Genomic DNA, 22,949 nt, shown 5'->3' with positions numbered 1-22,949 from the left:
CCGGAAGCGCCACCGGCGCGGACGAAGCCCGAACGCCATCAACCGGCATCAAGGCGCGGTCTCGAAACCTTCTTGCGCGCTGAGGCCAGGCGGCGGGGCGCCGCCGCCGCTTCAGAACAGCCGCCGGTTGCCGATCCCGGCGGGGCCGACGCTGTCGGGCACATGCGGGGCGCGCGCCGTGACGAGGCGCGCTGCCGTCGGCGCCCCCGCCCGCGCCGCGGGCATCGCCAAGCCCCGCGCCGCTTGAGCCAGCTCGGCCCGTGTTGCGGGGCGGGTCGTGCGGCCCACCAGCGGGATCGGCGCCTGGCGATAGGCGGCGAGGGCGCCGGCCGTGGCAGGCGCGGCGAACAGCAGCGCGGCGGCCTGCGGCGATGACAGCGGCGGCGCCGCCGTCGGCGCGCGGCGCTCGCGTTCCAGCACCTGGGCCAGCCGCGCACGATAGGCTTCCGCCCGTGCCGGCGTCTGCGAATGATAGTGGCCGGCGGCGGTCATCCAATCCCCGGCGCGGGCCTGCAGGGCGCGCAGGAAGCGCGCGGCGTAGCGGGCATTGGCCATCGGATCGAAGGCCTCCTCCAGATTGGCGAAGGCGTCCGGGTGATGGCGCAGGTTGACCTGCATGCAGCCCACATCTATCGACTGCACGCCAGCGTCGCGCAGCGCCTGCACCGCGGCGATGGCGGCCTCACGGGATGGGTAATAACTGCCCCGCCCCTCGGCATTAATTGTCCAGGGCCAAGGATCGAAGCCGCCGGTTTCCGGGTCGCGCCTTCCGCTTTCGACCCGCCCGATGCCGAGCAGAAGGCGGTCGGGGATGCCCTGCGCGGCCTCCGCCGCCGCGATCGCGGCGCGACACAAGGCTGTCTGCGCCTGCAGGGATGCGATCGGCAGCAGCAGGAAAAGCAGGGCCAGTCGGATGATCGTGCACATGCCGCGTGCTTCGCAAGCGCCGTGCCATCGGCCGCGACGCCTGGTGCGAGCGCCGCGCCCGCCGTTCACAGCGCGGCAACCCTCGCCTCGGAAAACGCTGCCCGTGACACACAGCGAGGTGCCCCTGACATGCTGCGCATCGCCGCCCCCACCCGCACCGTCCCGCTGCATGGCCTTGCCGCGCGGGGCCCGGCGCGTGGCGACTTCGCCGCGCTGCTGTCGGACGGCGCCGAGGCGCGTGGCGCCGCCGCCGCCGGCGGCGTGATCGGCAGCGGCGCGTTGCTCGCCATCCAGGGCCAGGCCGGGCAGGACCCGCCGCCGCGCCGCCGCCGCCCGCCACGCGACGTGGCCGCGCAGGGGCTGGAGATGCTGCGCGACCTGCAGCGCGGCCTGCTGGGCCTTGCCGCGATTCCGCTGGAGCGCATGGCGGATCTGGCGGCGGAGGCGGAGCTTGAGGCGCGCGACGGCGGCGAAGGCGCGCGGTTCTGCGCCCCCATCGCGCTCCGCCTGCGCGTGGAACTCGCCAAGCGCGAAGCGCGCGGCGCGGCGTGACGCGCATGGCACGCATCCTGCCGGAACCCGGCCAGGCAGGCGCCACCGCCGCGCCGGATGGCGTCGCGCGGCCGCTGCGCATCCTGCTCGGCGCCGAGGGCGCCGAGCGCGCCGTGCTGGCGGGGCAGCTCGCGGGCGAATCGCGGCTGGTGGAGAGCCACGGCTGGCTGGAACAGGTGGCGCCCGCCGCCCTGCGGCGCGGGCCCTTCGATGCCATCGTCCTGGCCGGCGGCGCGGCGCCGGATGGGGCGATGGCGGCGCTGCGCGACATCCGCCGCCAGGGTCTCGGCGTGCCCGTGCTGCTGCTGGCGCCGCGCCAGGATGCCGACGAGGCCTTCGAGCAGGGCGCCGACGAGGTGGTGGCCGCGCCGGCCATCCCGGCGGTGATCCTGGCGCGGCTGCATGCCATGGTGCGGCGAATCGCCGGCCATGCCGGCGCGCCGCTGGTCTGCGGCAATGTGGCGCTGGACCGCGCCCGGCAATCGGTCGCCGTCGATGGTCGCCCGGTGGCGGTGACGACGCGGGAGTTCGAGGTGCTGGAGGCGCTGCTGTCACGGCGCAGCGCGCTGCTGAGCAAGGAGCGCTTCATGAACCGCCTCTACGGCGAGGCGGAGGGGCCGGACCAGCGCATCATCGACGTCTTCATCTGCAAGCTGCGCCGCAAGCTGGCCGCCGCCGGCGCGGCGGAGATCGTCCGCACCGTATGGGGCCTGGGCTATATGGCGGAGGATCCGGGGCCGGCGGCGGTCTTTGCCGCGCGCGCCCGCCATGCCGCCTCGCATGGCCCGGGCGATGCCGGCCTCGACCTGGCCGGCGCCTGAGCCGCGGCGCGGAACGTCCGGACAATGGCCAGCAAGGGCAAGGCCGGCGCCAACGCGCCGATCATCGTCAAGAAGGTGATGGCGGAGGAGGAGCACGGCCATCACGGCGGGGCCTGGAAGATCGCCTATGCCGACTTCGTCACCGCGATGATGGCCTTCTTCCTGCTGATGTGGCTGGTGAATGCGACCACGGAGACCCAGCGCAGCGGCATCGCCGACTATTTCGCACAGCCCAACATCCTGGCCCGCGGGCCCAGTGGCTCCGGCCAGCCCTTCGGCGGCAGCAGCCTGAACAGTGCCGGGCAGCTCGTCGCCGACCAGCCGATGGTGCCGCAGCTGCGCCAGGCGCCGCCGGGGCCGGATGCGGATGAGGAGCAGGAGGAGCAGGCGCCGGCGGAGCCTGCCCGCCCGCGCTTCCGCCGCGCGCCGCCATCCCCGCCCGGCGAGGTGGATGAGGCCCAGCAGCAGGCGGAGGCGGCGCGCCGCCAGGAACTGGCCCAGGCGGCGGAGCAGATCCGCCAGGCGATCCGCAGCGACGCCGCGCTGGCGGAACTCGGCCGGCAGCTGATGGTGGAGGAGGTGCCGGAGGGCCTGCGCATCCAGCTGGTGGATGCCGAGGGCCGGCCGGTGTTCCAGACCGGCCAGGCGGCGCCGAACGAGCGCGGCCGGGCGCTGCTGGCGCGCGTCGCCGGCGTGCTCGCCGGCCTGCCGCATCCCGTCGAGATCACCGGCCACACCGATGCCTCGCCCTTCCGCGGTGGCGGCGACCGGTCCAACTGGGACCTCTCGGCGGAACGCGCCAATGCGACGCGACGGCTGCTGGTGGAAGGCGGGGTGGCGGAGCGGCGGATGGTCGGCGTCTCCGGCCGCGCCGACCGCGACCTGCTGGTGCCGGGCAATCCGCTGGATGCCGGCAACCGGCGGGTTGCCGTGCTGATGCTGATCCCCGTGCCTGGAGGCTCCGCGCCATGACCGTCATCGGCGGCTTCGTCTTCATGCTGGCCTGCGTCTTCGGCGGCTACATGGTGGCAGGCGGCCATATGGGGCCGATCCTGCATGCCCTGCCCTTCGAGATGCTGATCATCGGCGGCGCCGCGGTCGGCACCTTCCTGATGTCGAACTCGATGTCGGACGTGAAGCACACGCTGGCGGCCATCGGCAAGGCGATCAAGGGCGGACGCTACAAGACGCAGGACTATCTCGACCTCGGCGCGCTGCTGCACCGGCTGCTGCGCGTGGCGCAGCAGAAGGGCGCGGCGGGGCTGGAGCCGCATATCGAGAAGCCGGAGGAAAGCCCGATCTTCGCCGCCTATCCGCGCATCGCGAAGGACCACCACGCGGTGCACCTGATCTGCGACTACCTGCGCATGGTCGGCATGAATGCCGACGATCCGCACCAGATCGAGGACATCATGGCCGCCGAGCTGAAGAAGGTGCGGAACGAGGAGCTGCACGCGGCGCATGCGCTGCAGAACGTGGCGGATGCGCTGCCGGCGCTGGGCATCGTCGCCGCCGTGCTCGGCGTCATCAAGACCATGGGATCGATCGACAAGCCGCCCACCGTGCTGGGCGCGATGATCGGCAGCGCCCTGGTCGGCACCTTCCTCGGCGTGCTGCTGGCCTATGGCATGGTGGGGCCGCTGGCGGTGCGGCTGAAGGGCGTGGTGGAGGAGGAGGCGCGCTTCCTGGAAGTGATCCGCGCCGTGCTGGTGGCGCATCTGCACGGCAACGCACCGCAGGTGGCGGTGGAGGTGGGGCGCAAGACCATGCCCTCCGGCCTCATGCCCAACTTCGCGGCGATGGAAGCCGCGCTGCAGGAAGCGCGCTGAGGCGCGGCCTCAGCCCGCGGGCTTCAGCCGCCCGGCTTCACCCAGCCCTCACCGCCCGGCGGCCGCTGCAGCATCGGGCGCTCGATGATCTCGCCCAGCGTGGCGTAGAAGGGGCCGCCGAGGCGCGCCACGGGGCGCAGGGCGGCGCTGTCCACGCGGGTGCCGTCATACACATCGCCGCGCAGGTGAAAGGCCACCACCTCCCCGATGTAGAGCGTGTTGATGCCGCGGCCGAGCGGCACGATCCGGTCCAGCCGGCATTCCATCTGCACCGGCGCGGCGGCGATGCGCGGCGGGCGCACCAGGCGGCTGGGCAGCAGGGCGAGGCCCAGCGCCTCCGCCTCGCTCACCTCCGGCGGGAAGTCCTGGGCCGATTGGTGCATCGCCTCCATCGTCGCCTCGGTGGCGACATTGACCACGAATTCGCCGCTGTCGCGGATGTTGCGCGCGGTGTCCTTCACCTGGCCGTCGGTGCCGGCGCGGGTGGCGATGTTGATGGCCAGCATCGGCGGGCTGGTGGCAACGTAGTTGTAGCTGCTGAAGGGCGCGGCGTTGACCCGGCCCGCGGCATCGATGCTGGTGATCCAGGCGATCGGCCGCGGCACCACGCAGCCGACCAGCAGCCGGTAGGCGGTGGCGGTGTCGAGCGTCGCGCCATCCACGAAGGCGAAAGCGGTGTCCTGGTCCATCGGTGCGGGGCGTCCTGCGTCTGGCGGGCGCAGGCTACAGGCGGGGCGGGGGGTGGCGCCATCCCTCTTCAGCCAGACTTATGACCTTTTGCGCCACCCGGCCCGGGCTTCAAGCCGGCGCCCATCCGCGCCATATCGGCGCCCTGCCGCTGGGAGATGCCTGCATGACCGACCGCGCCATCCTGTCGCTGCACCAGGCGCTGCGCGACGATATCGGCGACCTGACCACGCGCCGGCCGCTGCCCGGCCCGGGGCTGGACCAGGTGGACCCCTTCCTGTTCCTCAACCATCACGGCCCGCAGAGCTACCCGCCCGGCAACCATGGCCTGCCCTTCGGCCCGCATCCGCACCGGGGGTTCGAGACGGTGACCTTCATCCTGGAAGGCGAATTGGCGCATCTGGACAGTGGCGGGCATGAAAGCATCATCCGCGCCGGCGGCGTGCAGTGGATGACCGCCGGCGCCGGCCTGGTGCATGCCGAGGTCTCGCCCGAGGCGTTCAAGCGCCAGGGCGGCGCGCTGGAGATCCTGCAACTCTGGGTGAACCTGCCGGCCCGGCTGAAGATGACGCCGCCGCGCTACACCGGGCTGCAGCAGGCGGATCTGCCGACCCTGAACCGCGATGAGGGGCGGGTGAGGGTGGAGCTGGTGGCCGGCGAACTGGACGGGCAGGCGGGGCCGGTGGCCTCGCCCAGCGGCATCTTCATGGCGGTGCTGCGCTTCGCGCCGGGCGGGGCGCTGCGCCTGCCGGTGCCGCCGGGCGCCAATGTCTTCCTCTACGCCGTGCGTGGTGCGCTGCAGGTTGGCGGGCAGGCGCTGCCGGAATGGCACCTGGCGCGGCTGGGCGATGGCGATGCGGTGTCGCTGGCGGCGCCCGAAGGCGGGCTGGCGCTGTTCGGCCACGCCATGCCGTTCGGCGAGCCGGTGGTGTCGCATGGCCCCTTCGTGATGAACACGCGGGAGGAGATCCTGGCGGCCATCCGCGACTACCAGGCGGGCCGCTTCGGCAGCCTGTGACGGGGTTCGGCCAGGGGGTGGGCCCGGGAGGTTCAGCCCGGGCGGCGGATCGGATGGATCGGCGCGCCGGCGGGCGGGGGAGGCGGCGCGCTGCCCAGCCTGTGCAGCGTGGCGCCGCCCACGGTCATCGCCATGCGCACCGCCTCCGACAGGCTGCGCGCCTCCAGCTTCGTCATCAGGTTGGCGCGGTGGATCTCCACCGTGCGGGGGCTGATGCCCAGGCGCTGCGCGATCACCTTGTTCTGATGCCCGGCCACCATGCCCTGCAGCACCTCCGTCTCCCGCGGTGACAGCCGCGCCAGGCGGCGCTGCGCGGCCTGCGCCGCCTCGGCCTCGTCGCGCCGGGCCAGCGCGGCGGCGGCGGCATCCAGCAGCGCTTCGCCGGCGAAGGGCTTCTGCAGCATGTCGCAGGCGCCGGCCTTCATCATGCGCACGGCCAGGGGCACGTCGCCATGCGCGGTGATGACGACGATCGGGTGGCGCAGGCCGCGGGAGGACATCTCCCGCAGCACCGCGATGCCGTCGGTATTGGGCATCCGCACATCCAGAACGACACACCCGAAGGGCAGGTCGGGCGTCGCCCGGCGCAGGAAATCCTCGCCACCGGCGAAGGTCTCGACCGCGTAGCCGGCGGCGCCGAGCAGCAGCGCGAGGGAGCGGCGCACCGCCGCCTCGTCGTCCACCACGTAGCCGAAGGCGCCATCAGGCGGCATCGCGTGTCTCCTCCCCTGCATGCGGTGGCGCCTGCAGCGCCGGGATCGTGAAGTGGAACACCGTTCCGCCGCCCGGGTTCGGTCGGCAGCCGAGACGGCCGCCATGTTCCTCCACGATGGCGCGGGAAATCGCGAGGCCGACGCCCATGCCGTCGCGCTTGGTGGTGACGAAGGGCTGGAACAGCCGGGTGCCGATCTCCGGCGCCAGGCCGGGGCCGCTGTCCGCCACCTCCACCAGATGCGGGCCCGGCTGGTCCGCGGCGCCGTGCAGGCGCAGCACGACCTCCCGCTGCGGCTGGTGCTCCGTCGCCTCGATGGCATTGCGGACCAGGTTCACCACCACCTGGCGGATCTGCACCGGGTCCACCAGCGCCGGCAGCGCCCGCGGCGCGGGTTCCAGCCGCAGCGTGATGCCGTGCTGCCGGGCCCCGCCCAGGGCCAGGCTGGCCGCGTCCCCGACCAGGGCGTTCAGGTCGGCGGCCTCGCGTTCGCCCTCGCTGCCGCCGATGAAGTCGCGCAGGCGGCGGAGGATGGCGCCGGCATGCACGCCCTGGTCGGCGGCCTCGCGCATCGCCGCGCGGGCCGCGGCCAGGTCGCCGGCCGCCGGCGTCTCGGCCGCCAGCAGGCGCAGCGCGGCTTCGGTGAAGCTGACGCTGGCAGTCAGCGGCTGGCTGATCTCATGCGTCAGCGTGGTGGCAAGGGCGCTCATATCGGCCAGGCGGGCGACATGGCGCAGCTCCGCCTGGGTGTCGCGCAGGCGGTTTTCCGCCTCGCGCAGGGCGGTGATGTCGGTGCTGGCCTGGACCACCGCGACCGGCACGCCGCCGGGGCCGAGCCGCAGCGACCAGTGGCTGGCCACCAGCAGCTGCCGGCCATCCCGGTGCCGCTGGCGGATCTCGCCCTGCCAGCCGCCGGTGGCCAGCAGCCGGGCCTGGATCTGTGGCATCGGCTCGGGAAACGCGCTGTCCAGAAGCGCCTGCGTCAGGCGGCCGGTGGCCTGCGCCGGGGTCCAGCCGAACAGATGCTGCATGCCGGTGGTCCAGAGCAGGATCCGCCCCTCCGGCGTCACCACCTGCACCTGCGCCAGGTCCAGCGCGGCCAGCATCTCCTCGCTTTCCCGCAGCCGGGCGGCGGCGTCGCGCCGGGCCGTGGCCAGGGCGTCGGCCACCGCCGCCACCTCCCGCACCTGGCTGGCGAGCGGGGGCATGTCCTGCCCCGGCAGGCTGGCGGCGGCGGCCAGGGCATGCATCGGGCGGACGATGCGCCGGGCGAAGGCCAGTGCCAGGGCGGCGGCGAGGCCGGCGAGCAGCACGGCGATGCCCGCCGCCATCCACAGGCGCTGGCGCAGCGGCGCGGCGAAGGCGGCGCGCGGCAGGAACACCCAGGCGGTCCAGCCGGACACCGCGGCCTCGGCGTGGGCGACCAGCACCTCCACCCCGTCGCCATCCAGGCTGCGGCGCCAGCCGAGGCCGGGCGGCGGGCCTTCCGCGGCGTTCGGGCGCAGCAGGCCGACAAAGCGCGCGGCGTCGCGGCTGCGGGCCAGGATGCGGCCGCTGCGGTCGGTGAGGGTGGCGACCATGCCCGCCGGCAGCGCCTCGTCCTGCAGCAGCCCGGCCAGGTCGGCCAGGCCCAGGCGCAGGCTGAGCAGCTGGTCCGGCCGGCCCGGCACCGGCGCCAGGATGGCGAAGGCGGGCGCCCCGCCTGGCGTCTCCAGCAGCCCGGTCACCTGCGGGCGGCCGGTGGCGCGGGCGGTGGCCTCGGCCTGCGGATCACGTGCCGCGCCAGGGGGCAGGGTGCCGGCCAGGGCCTGGGCGGCGGCACCCTGGCGCAGCAGCAGCACGGCGCCGGCGACGCCCGGCAGGCGGCGCAGCCGCTCGCGGAACGCCGCCAGATCGCCGGACAGCAGGTGGTCGGAGCTGGCCAGCACCTCCGCCACCGCCTGCAGGGTGGTCAGGCCGTGATCCAGCGAGGTGGCAAGGTGGCGGGCGGCGTCGCGGGCGGCGTCCTGGCGGCCGGCACGCTCCGCCCCGGCGATGCGGAGCAGCAGATAGGCCTCCAGCGCCAGCATCGGCAGCAGCAGGGCGCCGCAGAGCAGGCCGAGATGCCAGGCGATGGGCCGGCCCGGTGCAGCATTCGGTCCTGCCGCCCTGTCCCGACCCGCCATGCCGTCCACCCCGCGCGATCACATCCGCCGGGGAAGAACCGCGCGAAGCCGCGCCGGTTGCACCGGCGGTTGCGCTTCGGCCCGGCCGGGTGCTGCGAGAGAATGCCGGAAGCAGCGCCTTCGCATCGGTTCCCTAGGTAGCACCCCGGGCCTGCGGCCTGCCGCCGCCGGTGCCTAGTCTCGGCTGATGAGGGCGGGAAGGAGGCGGCGGTGATGCGGCATGGATGGATCGGGGCGATCGGCCTGGCGTTCCTGCTGCCGGCGCTCGCGCTGGGCCAGGGCAACGACGCCACCACCGCCACCTCCGCCGCCAGCAACGCGGTGGACCGGGCCGCGCCGGTCGGCGTGCTGACGACGAGTTCCGTGACCACCGGCAGCAGCGGTCCGCCGACCGAAGGGGGGACGCAGGTGCCGGAAGGGGCGAGCTGGCGCGTCCGCGTGCTGGCGCCCGTCTGCAACGCCGTGGACCCGGCCCTGGTCCGCGAGTGTCGCCTGAAAAGCGGTATGCCGGAGGAAGCCCAGCCATGACCGCCGACCTGACCCGCCGTGACCTGCTGGCCGCCGGTGGCACCGCCGCAGCCAGCCTGCCGCTGGCCGCCCATGGCCAGGGGATGCCCGGCCACGCGCAGGGCCAGGCGGCCCAGGCGCCGCCGCGCGTCTGGCGCTTCTTCAACGAGGCCGAGGCCCGGCTGGTGACCGCCATGGTGGACCGTCTGATCCCGGCCGATGCCGAGTTCACCGGCGCGGCCGGTGCCGGCGTGCCGGAATACCTCGACGGCCAGCTTGCCGGCGCCTGGGGACATGGCAACCGCCTGTACCGCCTGGGGCCGTTCCAGCAGGGCACGCCGGAGCAGGGCTACCAGCTGCCCTTCACGCCGGCGGAGCTGTACCGCCTGGCGTTGCCGGCCTTCGCCGCCTGGGTCCGCCAGGGCTATGGCAGCGGCTTCGAGGCGCTGCCCGGCGCGCTGCAGGACGAGGCGCTTTCCAGGGCGGAGACCGGCGAGGCCGGCTTCGAGCAGGTGTCGTCCGCCGTCTTCTTCGAGACGCTGCTGGCCAATACGGTGGAGGGCTTCCTCTCCGACCCGATGTATGGCGGCAACCGCGATTTCGTCGGCTGGCGCATGGTGGGCTTCCCCGGCCCCTATGCCGGCTATGTCGACCTGCTGGAGCGCCACGACCTGCGCTTCACCCGCGCGCCGCGCGGCATCGCCGAGGCGATGCAGGAACACGCCGCGCACCACCGCGCGCCCACCCCGCAGCGCTGAGGAACCAGGCCATGGCAAGACGCCTTCCCGAGGTGGATGTGGTGCTGGTCGGCATGGGCTGGACCGGCGCGCTGCTGGCCAAGGAACTGACCGATGCGGGGCTCCGCGTGGTCGGGCTGGAACGCGGCGTGCCGCGGCAGACGGTGCCGGACTTCCAGACGCCGACCATGCATGACGAGCTGCGCTACGCGGTGCGGCACGGGCTGATGCTGGACCCGGCGACGGAGACGCTGACCTTCCGCAACTTCACCGGGCAGACGGCGCTGCCGATCCGCCAGCTGGGGTCCTTCCTGCCCGGCGCCGGGCTGGGCGGCGCGGGCGTGCACTGGAACGGCCAGACCTGGCGCTTCCACGCCAGCGACTTCAACCTGCGCACGCACACCGAACAACGCTATGGCCGCGACATCATCCAGGAGGGGCTGACGATCCAGGATTGGGGCCTCAGCTACGACGAGCTGGAGCCCTACTACGACCGCTTCGAGAAGATCTGCGGCATCGGCGGCAAGGCCGGCAACCTGCGCGGCGTGATCCAGCCCGGCGGCGATCCCTTCGAGGCGCCCCGGTCCAGTGAATACCCGCTGCCGCCCATGCCCATGCCGCTCGGCCCGACGTTGTTCGCGCAGGCGGCGGAGCAGGTGGGCGCGCATCCCTTCCCGCTGCCCTCGGCCAATCTCTCCCGCCCCTACACCAACAGCTATGGCTGCCACCTGCAGCCCTGCAACGCCTGCGGCTTCTGCGAGCGCTTCGGCTGCGAGCACTTCGCCAAGTCCAGCCCGCAGGTCTGCGTGCTGCCGGTGCTGATGGGGCGCGAGAATTTCGAGCTGCGCACGCGCAGCACGGTGACGCGGGTGAACTACGACAGCACCGCGAAGCGGGCCACCGGCGTGACCTATATCGACGCCATGGGGCAGGAGGTGGAGCAGCCGGCGGGCATCGTCGCGCTGTGCGCCTTCTCCTACCACAATGTGCGGCTGCTGCTGCTGTCCGGCATCGGCCAGCCCTACGACCCGGCGAGCGGCGAGGGGGTGGTGGGGAAGAACTACACCTACCAGACCATGGCCGGCGTCAGCGTGTTCCTCGACGGGCAGAAGAACATCAACCCCTATATGGGCGCGGGCGCGCTCGGCATGGCGGTGAATGACTGGCAGGGCGATGTCTTCGACCATTCGGGCCTGGGCTTCATCGGCGGCGCCTATCTCGGCGGGCTGCAGACCGGCGGGCGGCCGATCGAGTATCACCCGGTGCCGTCGGACACGCCGCGCTGGGGCGGGGCCTGGAAGCAGGCGGTGCGGCAGCACTACAACAGCACCCTCGGCATCTCGGTGCATGGCTCCTCCATGCCGCACCGCTACAACTACCTGGACCTGGACCCGACCTATCGCGACGGGCTGGGCCAGCCGCTGCTGCGCATGACCTTCGACTTCCCGGCCAATGACCGGCTGATGGCGGACTACCTGACCGACCGGGCGCTGGAGATCGGCCGCGCCATGGGCGGGCGGGTCGAGGCCAGCCGCCGCACCGGCCATTACTCCATCGTCCCCTACCAGACCACGCACAACACCGGCGGCGCCATCATGGGCGCGAACCCGCGGGAGAGCGTGGTGAACCGCTACCTGCAGCATTGGGACGCGCACAACCTGTTCGTGATGGGTGCCTGCGTCTACCCGCACAATCCGGGCTTCAACCCGACCGGCACCGTGGGCGCGCTGGCGCTGTGGGCGGCGCGCGCGATCCGGGAGGACTACCTGGCCGACCCGCGGCCGCTGGTGCAGGCATGAGGCGGTTCCTGGCCTTCGCCCTGGCGCTGTGCGTCACTTCCGCCGTCGCGGCGGCGCAGCTTCTGGGGGTGGATCCCGACCGGCGGCAGGTCGAATCCGGGCGCGCCGTGGCCGCCGGGGCGGGCGGGCAGGGGCAGCAGGGCGCCTGCTTCCGCTGCCACGGCTTCGACGGCGCCGCCGAGCACGCCGCCGCCTTCCCCGCCCTGGCGGGGCAGAGCGCGGAATACCTGCTGGCGCAGCTGGAAGCCTATGCCTCCGGCGCGCGGGCCAACCCGATCATGCAGCCGATCGCCGCGGCGATGACGCCGGAGCAGCGGCGGGACGTGGCGGTCTACTACGCCGCGCAGCCGCTGCCGGGCGGCCGGGCGCGGCCGCAGGGCGACGCGGCGCTGCTGCAACTCGGCGGCGTGCTGTCGGCCATCGGCTCGGCGGAGCGCGGCATCCAGGCCTGCCAGAACTGCCACGGGCCGGGCGGCATCGGCGTGCCGCCGACCTATCCGCGCCTGGCCGGCCAGCCGGAAGCCTATCTGGCCGCCACGCTGCGCGCCTGGAAGACCGGCGAGCGGCCCTCGACGGCGCCGCGGATGACCATGGCGATCATCGCCCGGCGGCTGACGGAGCAGGACATCGCGGCGGTGGCGCGCTACTTCGCGGCCGTGCCCGCCGGGCCGGTGCAGCGCGCAAGGGGGGTGCTGCCATGAGGATGCGCTGGCCATTGCTCGGCGCGCTGCTGCTGGCCGGCGGCGTGCTGGCCCAAGGGACGAACCAGGGGGCGAACCAGGGCGGCGCCTTCTACGGCATGAGCCCGCTCTGGCCCGCGCCGCGGCAGGCGGCGACGCCGGCCGGCGATCCCCTGGCCGGGCTCGACGTGGCGCAGGGCAATGATGCGCTGCACGCCCGCGCCTGCGTCACCTGCCATGGGCTGGACGGGCATGGCGGCGGCAGCGGCGCCTTTCCGAACCTGGCTGGGCAGCCAGCCTGGTATCTCTACAAGACGCTGCAGGATTATTCCGCCGGCCGCCGGCCCAATGCGGCGATGACGCCGATCGCCCGCGCGCTGACCGACCGGCAGATGCAGGACGTGGCCGCCTGGTACGCCTCCCGGCCCCTGGTGTCGGCGGCGGCACCGGTGGAGGCGGGGGTCACCATGCGGCAGATCGGCGGCAGCCTCGCGGCGGTGGGCGTGCCGGCGCGGGGCGTCTCCGCCTGCACCAACTGCCACGGCGCCGTGGGCGAGGGCCAGGCGCCGAGCATCCCGGCGCTGGCCGGGCAGTATGCGCCCTATCTGGCGCTGCAATTGCGGCTGTGGAAGCAGGGCGCGCGCGGCGGCGACCCGCTGGATGTGATGGCGCGCATCGCCGCCGGCATGACGGAACGGGAAATCGACGCCGTCGCCGCCTATTACTCTGGCCTCCGGCCCGGCGGCGGCCTCGCGGCCGAGGCCGGCACGCCGGCCGTGCCCGCTGCCGCCGTGACGGGGGCGCCCCCGCCCGGCGGCCGGTGAGCGCCCGGCCTGCCGCGCGGCGTGGCGCTGGCCCGCCTTGCGAAGGAGGAGGTCCGCTCGGCGACGCTGGCGCCCATCGCAGCAAGGCCCGCCATGGGTGCCGAGCCCGCGCGGTGCCGGCCGGGGGGGGCGTCGGGCCGCCGGATCTCCTGCGCCGAAGCGGCCTCAGAGCCGCCCGATGAAGCCCAGCACCGCGTCGTTGAAGGCTTCCGGCTGTTCCATCGGCACGGAATGCCCGGCATCGGCGATCGCCACGAGTTGCGCCTGCGGCAGGTGGCGCAGCCAGCGGGCCATCAGCACCGGCGGCGCATAGAGGTCGGCGCTGGCGGTGATGGCCAGCACGGGCAGGCGGATGGCGGCGACCTTGGCGAAGGTGTTGGGCGTGCGCAGCGGCGGCTGGTTCGGCGTGTCCTTCTGCCGCGCCTGTTCCTGCGCATGCTCCCATGCCCGCACCCGGTCCGGATACAGGGCGCGGAAGGAGGGGCCGATCTCGCGGAAGCTTTCCGGCAGGGCGCGGAAGCCCTCGAACTGGATGTTGGCGCTGAGCTGCTGCATCTCCGGCTCCGCGAAGGATCCGTTGCTGGCGGCGATGGTCAGGCTCAGCAGGCGGTCCTGGCGCCAGGCGGCGTAGTCCAGCGCGCAGAAGCCGCCGCCGGCAACGCCCAGCAGGTGAAAGCGCGGCAGGTCGAGATGGCCGGCCAGCGCGTCCAGATCCTGCGCCACGCTGGCGGGCTGCGGGCCGGTGGCGGGGTCCGCCAGGCTGGCGCCCCAGCCGCGCCGGTCGAAGGCCAGCACGCGGTGGCCGGCGGCGGCGAAGGCGGCGAATTGGGGGTCCCAGCTGGCGCTGGTGCCGGTATTGGCGTGCAGCAGGACGATCGGCGCGCCGGTGCCGCCGCTGTCGCGGTAGCACAGACGGACGCCGGGCAGGATGGCTTCGCGCGGTGGCGGGGTGGCGGGGCCGGCTTGCGGCGTTTCGGTCACGAGCGGCGTTCCGGAGATCAGGCCGGGGCGAGGGTAGGGCGAGGCGCCGGGACCTGTCGAGCCATGGGCCGCTGCCCGCCCCCCTCCAACGCAGGGCCCGAGCGGCCCTGCGACGCTGCAAGGCTTGCGAAGGCGCTGGCGCCTGCGCAGCCAGGGATTCGGGGAGGCCCGATCGTCGCGACGGTTCCACCTCGTGGAAACCTCGAAGCCGGGCGTTTCGAAGGGCGGCGGGCCCACCGTCAGCGCGGCGGCCGCGTCGTCGAGGCCTTCCGGTCGCGGCACCGGGACCCGAGCGGCGCCCTCCGCGCCGAGATCATCGTCCAGGGCTGAGGGCGGGCGCGCCTGGCCCCCTCGGAGACCATGGACGAACGGGGTAGGTAGGACCTGAACCCGTGCCTCAATCGCTGGCGGGGACGCAGGGGGCTTGGTGCGGGCGGTCGGAATCGAACCGACACTCCTCTCGGAACCGGATTTTGAGTCCGGCGCGTCTACCAGTTCCACCACGCCCGCGCGGGGCCGATGATAGCGGAAGTCCGCCTCAGGGGGAACCGTCCGGCGCGGGGACGGTGCGGGTGGCGAAGTCCGCCGGGCTGGTGATCTCCAGCAGTTCCAGATCCTCGGCATGCGCCACCTCCACATGGCGGATGCCGGGCGGCTGCAGCACCGAATCGCCGGGCCGGAAGGTGACCTCGCCGATGTCCTCATAGGTGAAGGTCACCCAGCCGCGCAGGACGTAGACCAGCTGGAAGCCGAGGTCATGCGTGTGCCATTGCGGCGCCGCCCCGGTGCCGGGCACGGCGCGGATCACATGCGCGCCGAAGGCCCCGCCGGTGGCCGCGCGCACGCCCAGGTCACGATAGGCGAAGAAGGCGCGCAGCCCGGTTTCATAGGTCGCCTCCGCGGCGCGGCTGACCGTGGTGCGGGGCGGCTGGTTCTGGTCGGGCATGGCGTGTTTCCTCCGGCATGGGGATGCAGACCTAGCACGGCCGCCGGTGCAGCACGGCTTCCGGGTGATCCCGCCCGACGGCTCACGATCGCGTGACCAAGGGGCAACCGATACGCTTGCATCGTGTTAGGCTGGGTCATGCAGGATTTTCCCACCGCGCCGGACAACGCGGCGCTTTTTCTCGACTTCGACGGCACGCTCGTCGAGATCGCGGAACGACCCGACGCCGTCCGCGTGCCCCCCGACCTTCCGCCGCTGCTGGAGCGGCTGTCCCGCCACCTGGACGGGGCGCTGGCCATCGTCTCCGGCCGCCCGCTGGCGGAGCTGGACCATTTCCTGCCCGGGCCGGTGGCCAAGGCCGGCAACCATGGCGCGGCGCTGCGCCGCCGGCCGGATGGCGCGGTGGAAAGCCCGGCCCTGGCCTCGCCGCCCGCGGCCTGGCGGGCCCGCACCCAGGCGCTGACCGAGGCCTTCCCCTCCGCCTTCATTGAGGACAAGGCGCATGGCTTCGTGCTGCACTACCGCCAGGCACCGGAAGCCGGGGCGGTGTTCCGTGACCTCCTGGAATCCCTCGTCGCGGAAGCACCGGAGCATTTCGCGCTGCTGCCCGCCCGCATGGCGTGGGAGGTGACGCCGCGTGGCGTTTCCAAGGCCACCGCCGTCACCAGCCTGATGGCCCACCCGCCCTTCGCCGGCCGCGTGCCGGTCTTCGTCGGCGACGATGTGACGGACGAGGCCGGGATGCAGGCGGCGCGCGAGGCCGGGGGCATCGGCCTGCGGCTGCAGGATGCCTTCGGCACGCCGGGCGATTTCCGCGCCTGGCTGGCGGCGCTGGAGGCGCGCTACGCGCAGGGGCGCGCGGCATGAGCCGGCTTGTCGTCGTCGCCAACCGCGTGCCGGACCCGCGCGAGGGCGGGGCCACGGCCGGCGGCCTGGCGGTTGCCATGAAGGATGCGCTGGCGAAGCGCGATTCGCTGTGGTTCGGCTGGTCCGGCAAGACCGCGGAAGAGACCGGCACGGAAGCCGCGCAGGTCCGCCACGGCAGCACCACCTATGCCACCATCGACCTGGGCCATGACGATTACCGCCACTACTACCAGGGCTTCTCCAACGCCGCGCTGTGGCCGGTGCTGCACTACCGCCTGGGCATCGCCCGCTTCGACCGGCGCGACTATGGCGGCTACACCCGCACCAACGCCGCCTTCGCCGCGGCGCTGGCGCCGCTGCTGCGGCCGGACGACACGATCTGGATCCACGACTTCCACCTGTTCCTGATGGCGGCGGAGCTGCGGCGGCTGGGCTGCCGGCAGCGCATCGGCTTCTTCCTGCACGTGCCCTTCCCGCCGCGCTCCGTCTTCAACGGCCTGCCGCACGCGGCCCAGCTGCTGGAGGGCCTGGCCTCGATGGATGCCATCGGGGTGCAGACGGAGGACGATGCCGAAAACCTGCGCGGCGCGCTGATCGCCGGCGGGATGGGGGAGGCGGCGATGCGCGTCGGCGCCTTCGCCATCGGCATCGACGCCGCCGGCTTCGCCAGCCTGGCGGCGCGTCGCGTCGGCAGCAAGGATGTGGTCCGGCTGCGTGATTCGCTGGCCGGGCGGTCGCTGGCCATCGGCGTGGACCGGCTGGACTACACCAAAGGGCTGCCGCAGCGCATCGCCGGGTTCGGCGCCATGCTGGAGCGCTTTCCACGGCACCGCGGCAAGATCACCTTCCTGCAGGTCGCCCCGGTCAGCCGCGGCGACGTGGCGCAGTATCGCACCCTCCGGCGCGAACTGGATGAGGGGGTGGGCCGGATCAATGGCCAGATGGCGGAGCCCGACTGGGCGCCGATCCGCTACATCACCCGTGCCGTCGCCCGCCCGACCATCGCGGGCTTCATGCGGGTGGCGCGGATCGGGCTGGTGACCCCGCTGCGCGACGGCATGAACCTGGTGGCCAAGGAATTCGTCGCGGCGCAGGACCCGGTGGACCCCGGCGTGCTGGTGCTGTCGCGCTTCGCCGGCGCGGCGGTGGAGCTGGATGGTGCGCTGGTGGTCAACCCGCTCGACCCCGACGACATCGCGGAGGCGCTGGACGTCGCCATGGACATGCCGGCGGATGAGCGGCTGGACCGCTGGAGCCGCATGTGGGCGACGGTGCGCGCCAACACCGCCGCCGCCTGGTGCCGCCGCTTCCTCTCGGCGCTGGAGGGGCATGAGGCGGTGGCGGAGGCGGGGTCTTCGCTGGAGGAGACGCCGAAGCGGCGTCGCGCGAAGCGCGCGGAGGCTTGAGCGCGAAGCGCGCGGAGGCTTGAGCGCGAAGCGCGCGGAGGCTTGAGCGCGAAGCGCGCGGAGGCTTGAGCGCGAAGCGCGCGGAGGCTTGAGCGCGATGCGCGCGGAGGCTTGAGCGCGAAGCGCGCGGGGGTTTTGGCGCGCGAAGCGCGCGGTCTGCCTCAGGGCAGCAGGCGGTGGATGGTCACCTGGCGTTCCTCGCGGTCCTCCAGCTCCCGCGTCGTCGGCACGCGGTGGCGGGAGAGCAGGGTCATGCCGGCCACCGGCAGGTAGGCGCGGCCGGGATCGGCGATCCACACCTCGGCGCCGGCGCCGGCCATGGCGCGCAGCCAGGGCAGGATATGCGCGGTCATCGGCGCCTCGTAGCAGACGTCGCCGGCCAGGATCAGGTCCCAGCGGCAGGCGCTGCCGACCACGTCGCCGGGCGGGGTTGCCACCGCCACGCCGTTCAGCGCCGCGTTGAGCCGGGTGGCGGCGAGCGCCATGTCGTCGATTTCCGCCGCCTCCACCGCCGCGGCCCCGGCCAGGGCGGCGGCGATGGCGCCGATGCCGCAGCCGGCCGCGAAATCCAGCACGCGCTTTCCTGCCGCCAGCGCCGGCGTGTCCAGCACCGTCCGCGCCAGGGCCTGGCCGCCGGGCCAGGCGAAGGCCCAGAAGGGCGGCTCGATGCCTTCCTGCGCCAGCCAGGCCTCGGTGGCCTGCCAGATCGGGGTGATTTCCGTGGCCAGGTGCAGCGCGATCTCGGGCACCAGGGCGGGGCGGGCGATGGCGGTGTGGGCGCGGATGAAGGCCTCGGCGTCGCTCACAGCCGGCCGGCCAGGAAGGCGAGCGCGATGGCGAAGCCGACCTCGCGGTTCGAGCGGAACAGCATCTCGCAGCGCGCCGGGTCGTCGATGTCCAGGGTCAGCACCTGGCGGGCCAGCAGGGCGGCCGCCGGCAGCAATGCCGGCAGGTAGAGCCAGGAAAGGCCGGCCATCCATCCGGCGGCGACCAGCAGCGCCATCATGACCCCGTAGCAGAAGGCCAGGAAGCGCGCCGTGCCCGCGCCAAGCCGCAGCGCCGTGCTGCGGATGCCGACCTGCGCATCATCCTTGCGGTCCTGGTGCGCGTAGATCGTGTCATAGCCGAAGATCCAGAAGAAGCCGGCGGCCCACAGCGCCAGCGCCGGCCAGCCGAGCCCGCCGGTCGCCGCCGCGTAGCCGGTGGGCGCGGCCCAGGAGAACACCAGGCCAAGCACCGCCTGCGGCCAGTCCGTCACCCGCTTGGCCAGCGGATACAGCGCGATCAGCAGCAGGGAGCCGAGCCCGACCAGGATCGCCGTGGGCGGCAGTTGCACCAGCACCAGCAGCCCCGCCACGCACAGCGCCGCCAGGAAGACCAGCGCCTGCAGGGGCGTGACGGTGCCGGCGGCCAGCGGCCGGCCCCGGGTGCGTTCCACCTGCCGGTCCAGGTCGCGGTCCCAGAGGTCGTTCACCACGCAGCCGGCCGCCCGCATGGCGAAGGCGCCGAGGGTGAACAGCAGCGCCAGCCGCAGCCCCTCCGCCCCCTGCGGCGCGGCCAGCGCAAAGGCCCAGAAGCCCGGCAGCAGCAGCAGCCAGGCGCCGATCGGCCGATCGAACCGGCCGAGCAGCGCATAGGGGCGCCAGAAGGGTGGCAGGCGGGCCACCCAGCCGGAGGCGCGGATATCGGTCCAGCCGTTCATGCGCCTATACCTGTCCGCGGAGAATGTGCATGTCCATCCCTCGGCTCTACCACGACGCAGCCCTGGCCGAAGGCACCCTGGTGGAGGCCGCGCCCGGCCAGGCGCATCATCTGGGCACCGTGCTGCGCCGCGGCCCGGGCGATACCGTCCGGCTGTTCAACCCGCGCGACGGGGAATGGTCGGCGACCATCGATTCGATCCGCAAGGATCGCGCCCGATTCGCGGTGGGCGGGCAGGTCCGCCCTGCGGCGGCGGAGCCCGATTGCCGGCTGCTGGTCGCGGCGCTGAAGCGGGACGCGATGGACTGGGTGGCCGAGAAGGCGACGGAGCTGGGCGCCACCCTGATCCAGCCGGTGCTGACCCAGCGCAGCGTCGCGGACCGCGCCAATGCGGCGCGGCTGGCCGCCATCGCCCGCGGCGCGGCCGAGCAATGCGAGCGGCTTGGCGCGCCCGCGGTGGCGGAGGCGCTGCCCCTGCACCGGGTGCTGGCGGCCTGGGACGCGACGCCGCTGGTGGTGGCGATGGAGCGCACGGTGGCGGAGCCGCCCCGCGCCGCGGCCCTGAGGCCGGGCGCGCCGATCGCCCTGCTGGTGGGGCCGGAAGGCGGCTTCACGGCGGCGGAGCTTGACGACCTGCGCCGGCGGCCCTTTGTAGTGCCGGCTGCCCTCGGGCCCCGGATCCTCCGGGCCGAGACCGCGGCCGTGGCCGGGCTTGCGGCGCTGCAGGCGCTCGTGGGCGATTGGGCCTGATCAGCCTGGGCAGCCGCCCCGGCCGAACGCCAGGAAGAGAACGCTGACCTATGTCGAATCCGGGCGAGGCCGATCTGACGCCGATCACCTCCACGCGCCAGCTTTCCGAATGGTTCGCCGCCGGCAGCAAGCCGAAGGCCGCCTGGCGGATCGGCACGGAGCACGAGAAGTTCGGCTTTGCGCGGGCGGGCTTCGCCCCGCCGCCCTATGAGCCGGGCGGCATCCGGGCGATGCTGAAAGGGCTGCAGGCCGAGGGCTGGGCGCCGATCCTCGACTCCGGCCATGTCATCGGCCTGAAGCGGGATGGCGGGTCGGTCAGCCTGGAGCCGGGCGGGCAGTTCGAACTGTCCGGGGCGCCGATGGCCGACCTGCACGAGACCCGGGTGGAACTGGCCGAGCATTTGCGCCGGGTGCATGCGGTGGGCGGGCCGCTCGGCCTGGGCTTCGCGCCGCTGGGCTTCCACCCGATGGCGACGCGGGAGGACATGCCCTGGATGCCGAAGGGGCGCTACGCCATCATGCGGCGCTACATGCCGCAGGTCGGCGGCATGGGGCTGGACATGATGCTGCGCACCTGCACCGTGCAGGTGAACCTCGATTTCGGCGACGAGGCCGACATGGTGGAAAAGCTGCGCGTCAGCCTGGCGCTGCAGCCGCTGGCCACCGCGCTGTTCGCCAATTCCCCGTTCCGGGAGGGCAAGCCCTCCGGCTTCCTGACGCTCCGCGGGCGGGTCTGGACGGACACCGACCCGGACCGCACCGGCATCCCGCCCGTGGCCTTCGAGGAAGGCTTCGGCTTTGCCCGCTTCGCCGAGTTCGTGCTGGACGTGCCGATGTACTTCATCATGCGCGAAGGCCGGTACATCGACGCTGCCGGCGTGCCCTTCCGCGCCTTCGTCGAAGGGCGGGCGGCGAAGCTGGCGGGCCATGAGGCGACGATGGGCGACTGGGCGGACCACGTGACCACCGTCTTCACCGATGTGCGGCTGAAGCGCTTCCTGGAGATGCGCGGCGCGGATGCCGGCAGCCCGGCCATGCTGATGGCCAAGCCGGCCTTCTGGACCGGGCTGCTGTATGACGACGCGGCGCAGAAGGCGGCCGCGGCGCTGATCCGCGGCTGGTCGGTGGAGTCGATGCGGGCGCTGCGCAACGCGGTGCCGGCGCAGGCGCTGGCCGCCACCATCGAGGGCCGCCGGCTGCAGGACATCGCCCGCGACGCCATCGCCATATCGCGCCAGGGCCTGCGCGCCCGCGGGCTAGGGGAGGAGGTCTATCTGGCGCCGCTGGAGGAGATCGCGGAAAGCGGCCTGACCCAGGCGGAACGCTGGCTGCAGCGCTACGAGACCAGCTGGGCGGGCGATGTGCGCCGCATCTTCGCCGAGGCGGAGGCATGATGGCGCTGACCATCACGCCGCCGGGGCGGCGGCTGGTGGGGCGGGTGGCGCCACCGGGCTCCAAATCCATCACCAACCGGGCGCTGCTGCTGGCGGCGCTCGCGCGCGGCGAAAGCCGCATCACCGGGGCGCTGAAAAGCGACGACACGCGGCACATGGCGGACGCCCTGCGGGCGATGGGCGTGACGGTGGCGGAGCCGGATGCGACCGGCTTCGTGGTCACCGGCACCGGGGCGCTGCGGGCGCCACCAGGGCCACTGTTCCTCGGCAATGCCGGCACCGCGACGCGCTTCCTGACCGCCGCGGCGGCGCTGGCCGATGGCCCGGTGGTGCTGACCGGCGATGCGCATATGCAGAAGCGCCCGATCGCGCCGCTGGTCACCGCGCTGGGGGCGCTCGGCGTCGAGGCCTCCGCCCCCACGGGCTGCCCGCCGGTGACGGTGCAGGGAAGCGGCGGCTTTGCGGGGGAGGCGGTGACGGTGGATGCCGGCCTGTCCAGCCAGTACGTCTCCGCCCTGCTGATGCTGGCGGCTTGCGGCGCGAAGCCGGTGCGGGTTTCGCTCGCCGGCGATGCGATCGGCGCGCGCGGCTATATCGACCTGACGGTCGCCGCCATGCGTCGGTTTGGTGCGACGGTGGCGCAGGAGGGCAGCGCTGCCTGGGTGGTGCAGCCGGGCGGCTACCGCGCCGCCGACCTGCATGTGGAGCCCGATGCCTCCGCCGCGACCTATCTCTGGGCGGCAGAGGTGCTGACGGGCGGGGCGATCGACCTCGGCACGCAGGACTTCACCCAGCCGGATGCGCAGGCCCAGGCGCTGATCCGGCTGTTCCCGCACCTGCCGGCCGTGATCGAGGGGTCGCAGATGCAGGATGCGGTGCCGACGCTGGCGGCGCTGGCGGCCTTCAACGCCACGCCGGTGCGCTTCACCGGCATCGCCAACCTTCGCGTGAAGGAATGCGACCGGGTGGCGGCGATGGCCACCGAACTGGCGCGCCTGGCCCCCGGCCTGGCGCGGGAGGAGGGCGACGACCTGGTGGTGACGCCGCAACCGCGCGAGTCCTTCCGGCCGGCGCGGATCGAGACCTATGGCGACCACCGCATCGCGATGAGCATGGCGCTCGCCGGGCTGGTGGTGCCGGGCGTGACCATCCTGGAGCCGGGCTGCGTCGCCAAGACCTACCCGGATTACTGGCGCGACCTGGAAAGCCTGGGGGTGGCGATTCAGCCGGAGAGCGCCCTCGCCATATAGACCCGGGCACGGCCCTTCTCGACCCGCCGCGCCGTCTCGGTGAAGCCGAGCCGGGCGTAGAGGGCGATGTTGCGGGCCATCAGCGCGTTGGTCAGCAGGCGGAGTTCCGGCAGGAAGCGACGGCGCGCCTCGGCCTCGGCAAAGCCCATCAGGGTGCGGCCCAGGCCCTTGCCCGCGCGCGCCGGATCGACCGCGACATTGTCGATCCAGAGGTGGTCAGGGAAATCCTCCAGCACGATGAGGCCGGCCAAGGCGCGGTCCGCGATCAGCACGAAAGCCTGGCCGGCGGCGCAGCGGGCGGCGTAGTCGTCCTGCATCGGCAGGGGCGGCGCGCCGGTCAGCGCCTTCCAGGGCGCATAGGCGCGCACCACCAGCGCGGCCAGCGCTGGTGCCTCC

At 73.5% G+C, this 22,949-nt stretch carries 24 protein-coding genes and 1 tRNA gene; 15 read left to right on the top strand and 10 right to left on the bottom strand.

Annotated elements, in window-relative coordinates; genetic code table 11:
• Positions 1-111 precede the first annotated feature (111 nt).
• Positions 112-927, bottom strand: a complete 816-nt coding sequence (locus HEQ75_RS01320) for a lytic transglycosylase domain-containing protein (RefSeq protein WP_168027102.1) — start codon at positions 925-927, stop codon at positions 112-114.
• 129 nt (positions 928-1,056) lie between these two features.
• On the opposite strand from HEQ75_RS01320, the gene HEQ75_RS01315 reads away from it, so the two are divergent.
• The 4 genes from HEQ75_RS01315 (at position 1,057) to motA (ending at position 4,129) form a co-directional block, all read left to right on the top strand.
• Positions 1,057-1,479: a flagellar assembly protein FliX gene (locus HEQ75_RS01315; protein WP_168027101.1), complete on the top strand. Its 423-nt coding sequence runs from the start codon at positions 1,057-1,059 to the stop codon at positions 1,477-1,479.
• A 5-nt stretch (positions 1,480-1,484) separates the two neighbouring features.
• Positions 1,485-2,300 (top strand): response regulator transcription factor, encoded by an 816-nt coding sequence (locus tag HEQ75_RS01310; protein WP_168027100.1) that lies wholly within the window; start codon positions 1,485-1,487, stop codon positions 2,298-2,300.
• 78 nt (positions 2,301-2,378) lie between these two features.
• On the top strand, positions 2,379-3,272 hold the full coding sequence (locus HEQ75_RS01305; protein WP_456237373.1) for a flagellar motor protein MotB: 894 nt from the start codon (positions 2,379-2,381) through the stop codon (positions 3,270-3,272).
• Complete coding sequence (gene motA / locus HEQ75_RS01300) at positions 3,269-4,129, top strand: flagellar motor stator protein MotA (RefSeq protein ID WP_168027098.1); 861 nt, start codon at positions 3,269-3,271, stop codon at positions 4,127-4,129. The genes HEQ75_RS01305 and motA overlap by 4 nt, the downstream gene beginning before the upstream one ends.
• 23 nt (positions 4,130-4,152) lie before the next feature.
• Here motA and HEQ75_RS01295 read toward each other — a convergent pair whose 3' ends face one another.
• A complete protein-coding gene (locus HEQ75_RS01295; RefSeq protein WP_168027097.1) occupies positions 4,153-4,818 on the bottom strand; it encodes a flavin reductase family protein in 666 nt (221 codons plus the stop codon).
• Positions 4,819-4,982: 164 nt separating this feature from the next.
• Here HEQ75_RS01295 and HEQ75_RS28660 point away from each other — a divergent pair, with 164 nt between their 5' ends.
• Complete coding sequence (locus HEQ75_RS28660; RefSeq protein WP_168027096.1) at positions 4,983-5,834, top strand: pirin family protein; 852 nt, start codon at positions 4,983-4,985, stop codon at positions 5,832-5,834.
• Between the two features lie 32 nt (positions 5,835-5,866).
• Here HEQ75_RS28660 and HEQ75_RS01285 read toward each other — a convergent pair whose 3' ends face one another.
• Positions 5,867-6,547, bottom strand: coding sequence for a response regulator transcription factor (locus tag HEQ75_RS01285; protein ID WP_168027095.1), 681 nt, complete (start codon positions 6,545-6,547; stop codon positions 5,867-5,869).
• Complete coding sequence (locus HEQ75_RS01280) at positions 6,537-8,711, bottom strand: ATP-binding protein (RefSeq protein WP_168027094.1); 2,175 nt, start codon at positions 8,709-8,711, stop codon at positions 6,537-6,539. Before HEQ75_RS01280 ends, HEQ75_RS01285 begins: the two co-directional genes overlap by 11 nt.
• A 213-nt stretch (positions 8,712-8,924) precedes the next feature.
• Here HEQ75_RS01280 and HEQ75_RS01275 point away from each other — a divergent pair, with 213 nt between their 5' ends.
• Genes HEQ75_RS01275 through HEQ75_RS01255 form a run of 5 tightly spaced genes read left to right on the top strand, consistent with a single transcriptional unit; the run spans position 8,925 to position 13,258 of the window.
• Positions 8,925-9,239 carry a hypothetical protein gene (locus tag HEQ75_RS01275; protein WP_168027093.1) on the top strand — a complete coding sequence of 105 codons (315 nt, stop codon included), beginning with the start codon at positions 8,925-8,927 and terminating at the stop codon, positions 9,237-9,239.
• The gene (locus tag HEQ75_RS01270; protein WP_168027092.1) at positions 9,236-9,976 is read left to right on the top strand and encodes a gluconate 2-dehydrogenase subunit 3 family protein; all 741 of its coding nucleotides are present in this window, start codon (positions 9,236-9,238) and stop codon (positions 9,974-9,976) included. Before HEQ75_RS01275 ends, HEQ75_RS01270 begins: the two co-directional genes overlap by 4 nt.
• An 11-nt stretch (positions 9,977-9,987) precedes the next feature.
• Entirely contained in the window at positions 9,988-11,754 is a 1,767-nt protein-coding gene (locus tag HEQ75_RS01265; RefSeq protein ID WP_168027091.1) for a GMC family oxidoreductase, read from the top strand.
• A complete protein-coding gene (locus HEQ75_RS01260; RefSeq protein WP_168027090.1) occupies positions 11,751-12,455 on the top strand; it encodes a c-type cytochrome in 705 nt (234 codons plus the stop codon). Before HEQ75_RS01265 ends, HEQ75_RS01260 begins: the two co-directional genes overlap by 4 nt.
• A complete protein-coding gene (locus tag HEQ75_RS01255; RefSeq protein ID WP_168027089.1) occupies positions 12,452-13,258 on the top strand; it encodes a c-type cytochrome in 807 nt (268 codons plus the stop codon). Before HEQ75_RS01260 ends, HEQ75_RS01255 begins: the two co-directional genes overlap by 4 nt.
• Positions 13,259-13,423: 165 nt before the next feature.
• On the opposite strand, the gene HEQ75_RS01250 is transcribed toward HEQ75_RS01255, so the two are convergent.
• From HEQ75_RS01250 to HEQ75_RS01240, 3 genes are all read right to left on the bottom strand, one after another.
• Positions 13,424-14,239, bottom strand: a complete 816-nt coding sequence (locus HEQ75_RS01250; protein WP_168027088.1) for an alpha/beta fold hydrolase — start codon at positions 14,237-14,239, stop codon at positions 13,424-13,426.
• A 425-nt stretch (positions 14,240-14,664) separates the two neighbouring features.
• Positions 14,665-14,749, bottom strand: a tRNA-Leu gene (locus tag HEQ75_RS01245).
• A gap of 28 nt (positions 14,750-14,777) precedes the next feature.
• Complete coding sequence (locus HEQ75_RS01240; RefSeq protein ID WP_168027087.1) at positions 14,778-15,185, bottom strand: cupin domain-containing protein; 408 nt, start codon at positions 15,183-15,185, stop codon at positions 14,778-14,780.
• 138 nt (positions 15,186-15,323) lie between these two features.
• On the opposite strand from HEQ75_RS01240, the gene otsB reads away from it, so the two are divergent.
• Together otsB and HEQ75_RS01230 are read left to right on the top strand one after the other, a co-directional pair.
• The gene (gene otsB, locus HEQ75_RS01235) at positions 15,324-16,052 is read left to right on the top strand and encodes a trehalose-phosphatase (RefSeq protein ID WP_168027086.1); all 729 of its coding nucleotides are present in this window, start codon (positions 15,324-15,326) and stop codon (positions 16,050-16,052) included.
• Complete coding sequence (locus HEQ75_RS01230) at positions 16,049-17,458, top strand: alpha,alpha-trehalose-phosphate synthase (UDP-forming) (RefSeq protein ID WP_168027085.1); 1,410 nt, start codon at positions 16,049-16,051, stop codon at positions 17,456-17,458. Before otsB ends, HEQ75_RS01230 begins: the two co-directional genes overlap by 4 nt.
• Before the next feature lie 161 nt (positions 17,459-17,619).
• Here HEQ75_RS01230 and HEQ75_RS01225 read toward each other — a convergent pair whose 3' ends face one another.
• Positions 17,620-18,264 (bottom strand): class I SAM-dependent methyltransferase, encoded by a 645-nt coding sequence (locus tag HEQ75_RS01225; protein WP_168027084.1) that lies wholly within the window; start codon positions 18,262-18,264, stop codon positions 17,620-17,622.
• On the bottom strand, positions 18,261-19,160 hold the full coding sequence (ubiA, locus tag HEQ75_RS01220) for a 4-hydroxybenzoate octaprenyltransferase (RefSeq protein WP_168027083.1): 900 nt from the start codon (positions 19,158-19,160) through the stop codon (positions 18,261-18,263). The genes HEQ75_RS01225 and ubiA overlap by 4 nt, the downstream gene beginning before the upstream one ends.
• 29 nt (positions 19,161-19,189) lie before the next feature.
• Between ubiA and HEQ75_RS01215 the strand changes: the two genes are divergently transcribed.
• From HEQ75_RS01215 to aroA, 3 genes are read left to right on the top strand one after another with little or no spacing between them, the layout of a single operon-like run.
• The gene (locus tag HEQ75_RS01215; protein ID WP_168027082.1) at positions 19,190-19,909 is read left to right on the top strand and encodes a 16S rRNA (uracil(1498)-N(3))-methyltransferase; all 720 of its coding nucleotides are present in this window, start codon (positions 19,190-19,192) and stop codon (positions 19,907-19,909) included.
• Positions 19,910-19,959: 50 nt separating this feature from the next.
• Positions 19,960-21,303, top strand: a complete 1,344-nt coding sequence (locus HEQ75_RS01210) for a glutamate--cysteine ligase (RefSeq protein WP_168027081.1) — start codon at positions 19,960-19,962, stop codon at positions 21,301-21,303.
• Positions 21,303-22,553: a 3-phosphoshikimate 1-carboxyvinyltransferase gene (gene aroA / locus HEQ75_RS01205; RefSeq protein ID WP_235961158.1), complete on the top strand. Its 1,251-nt coding sequence runs from the start codon at positions 21,303-21,305 to the stop codon at positions 22,551-22,553. Before HEQ75_RS01210 ends, aroA begins: the two co-directional genes overlap by 1 nt.
• Here the strand turns inward: aroA and HEQ75_RS01200 are convergent.
• Positions 22,526-22,924, bottom strand: coding sequence for a GNAT family N-acetyltransferase (locus HEQ75_RS01200; protein ID WP_328733200.1), 399 nt, complete (start codon positions 22,922-22,924; stop codon positions 22,526-22,528). The two genes, aroA and HEQ75_RS01200, sit on opposite strands and share 28 nt — an antisense overlap.
• Positions 22,925-22,949: the final 25 nt, after the last annotated feature.

Source organism: Falsiroseomonas selenitidurans, from assembly GCF_012103215.1.
Taxonomy (GTDB): Bacteria; Pseudomonadota; Alphaproteobacteria; order Acetobacterales; family Acetobacteraceae; genus Falsiroseomonas; species Falsiroseomonas selenitidurans.
This window is presented reverse-complemented; position numbering and strand designations above follow the sequence as displayed.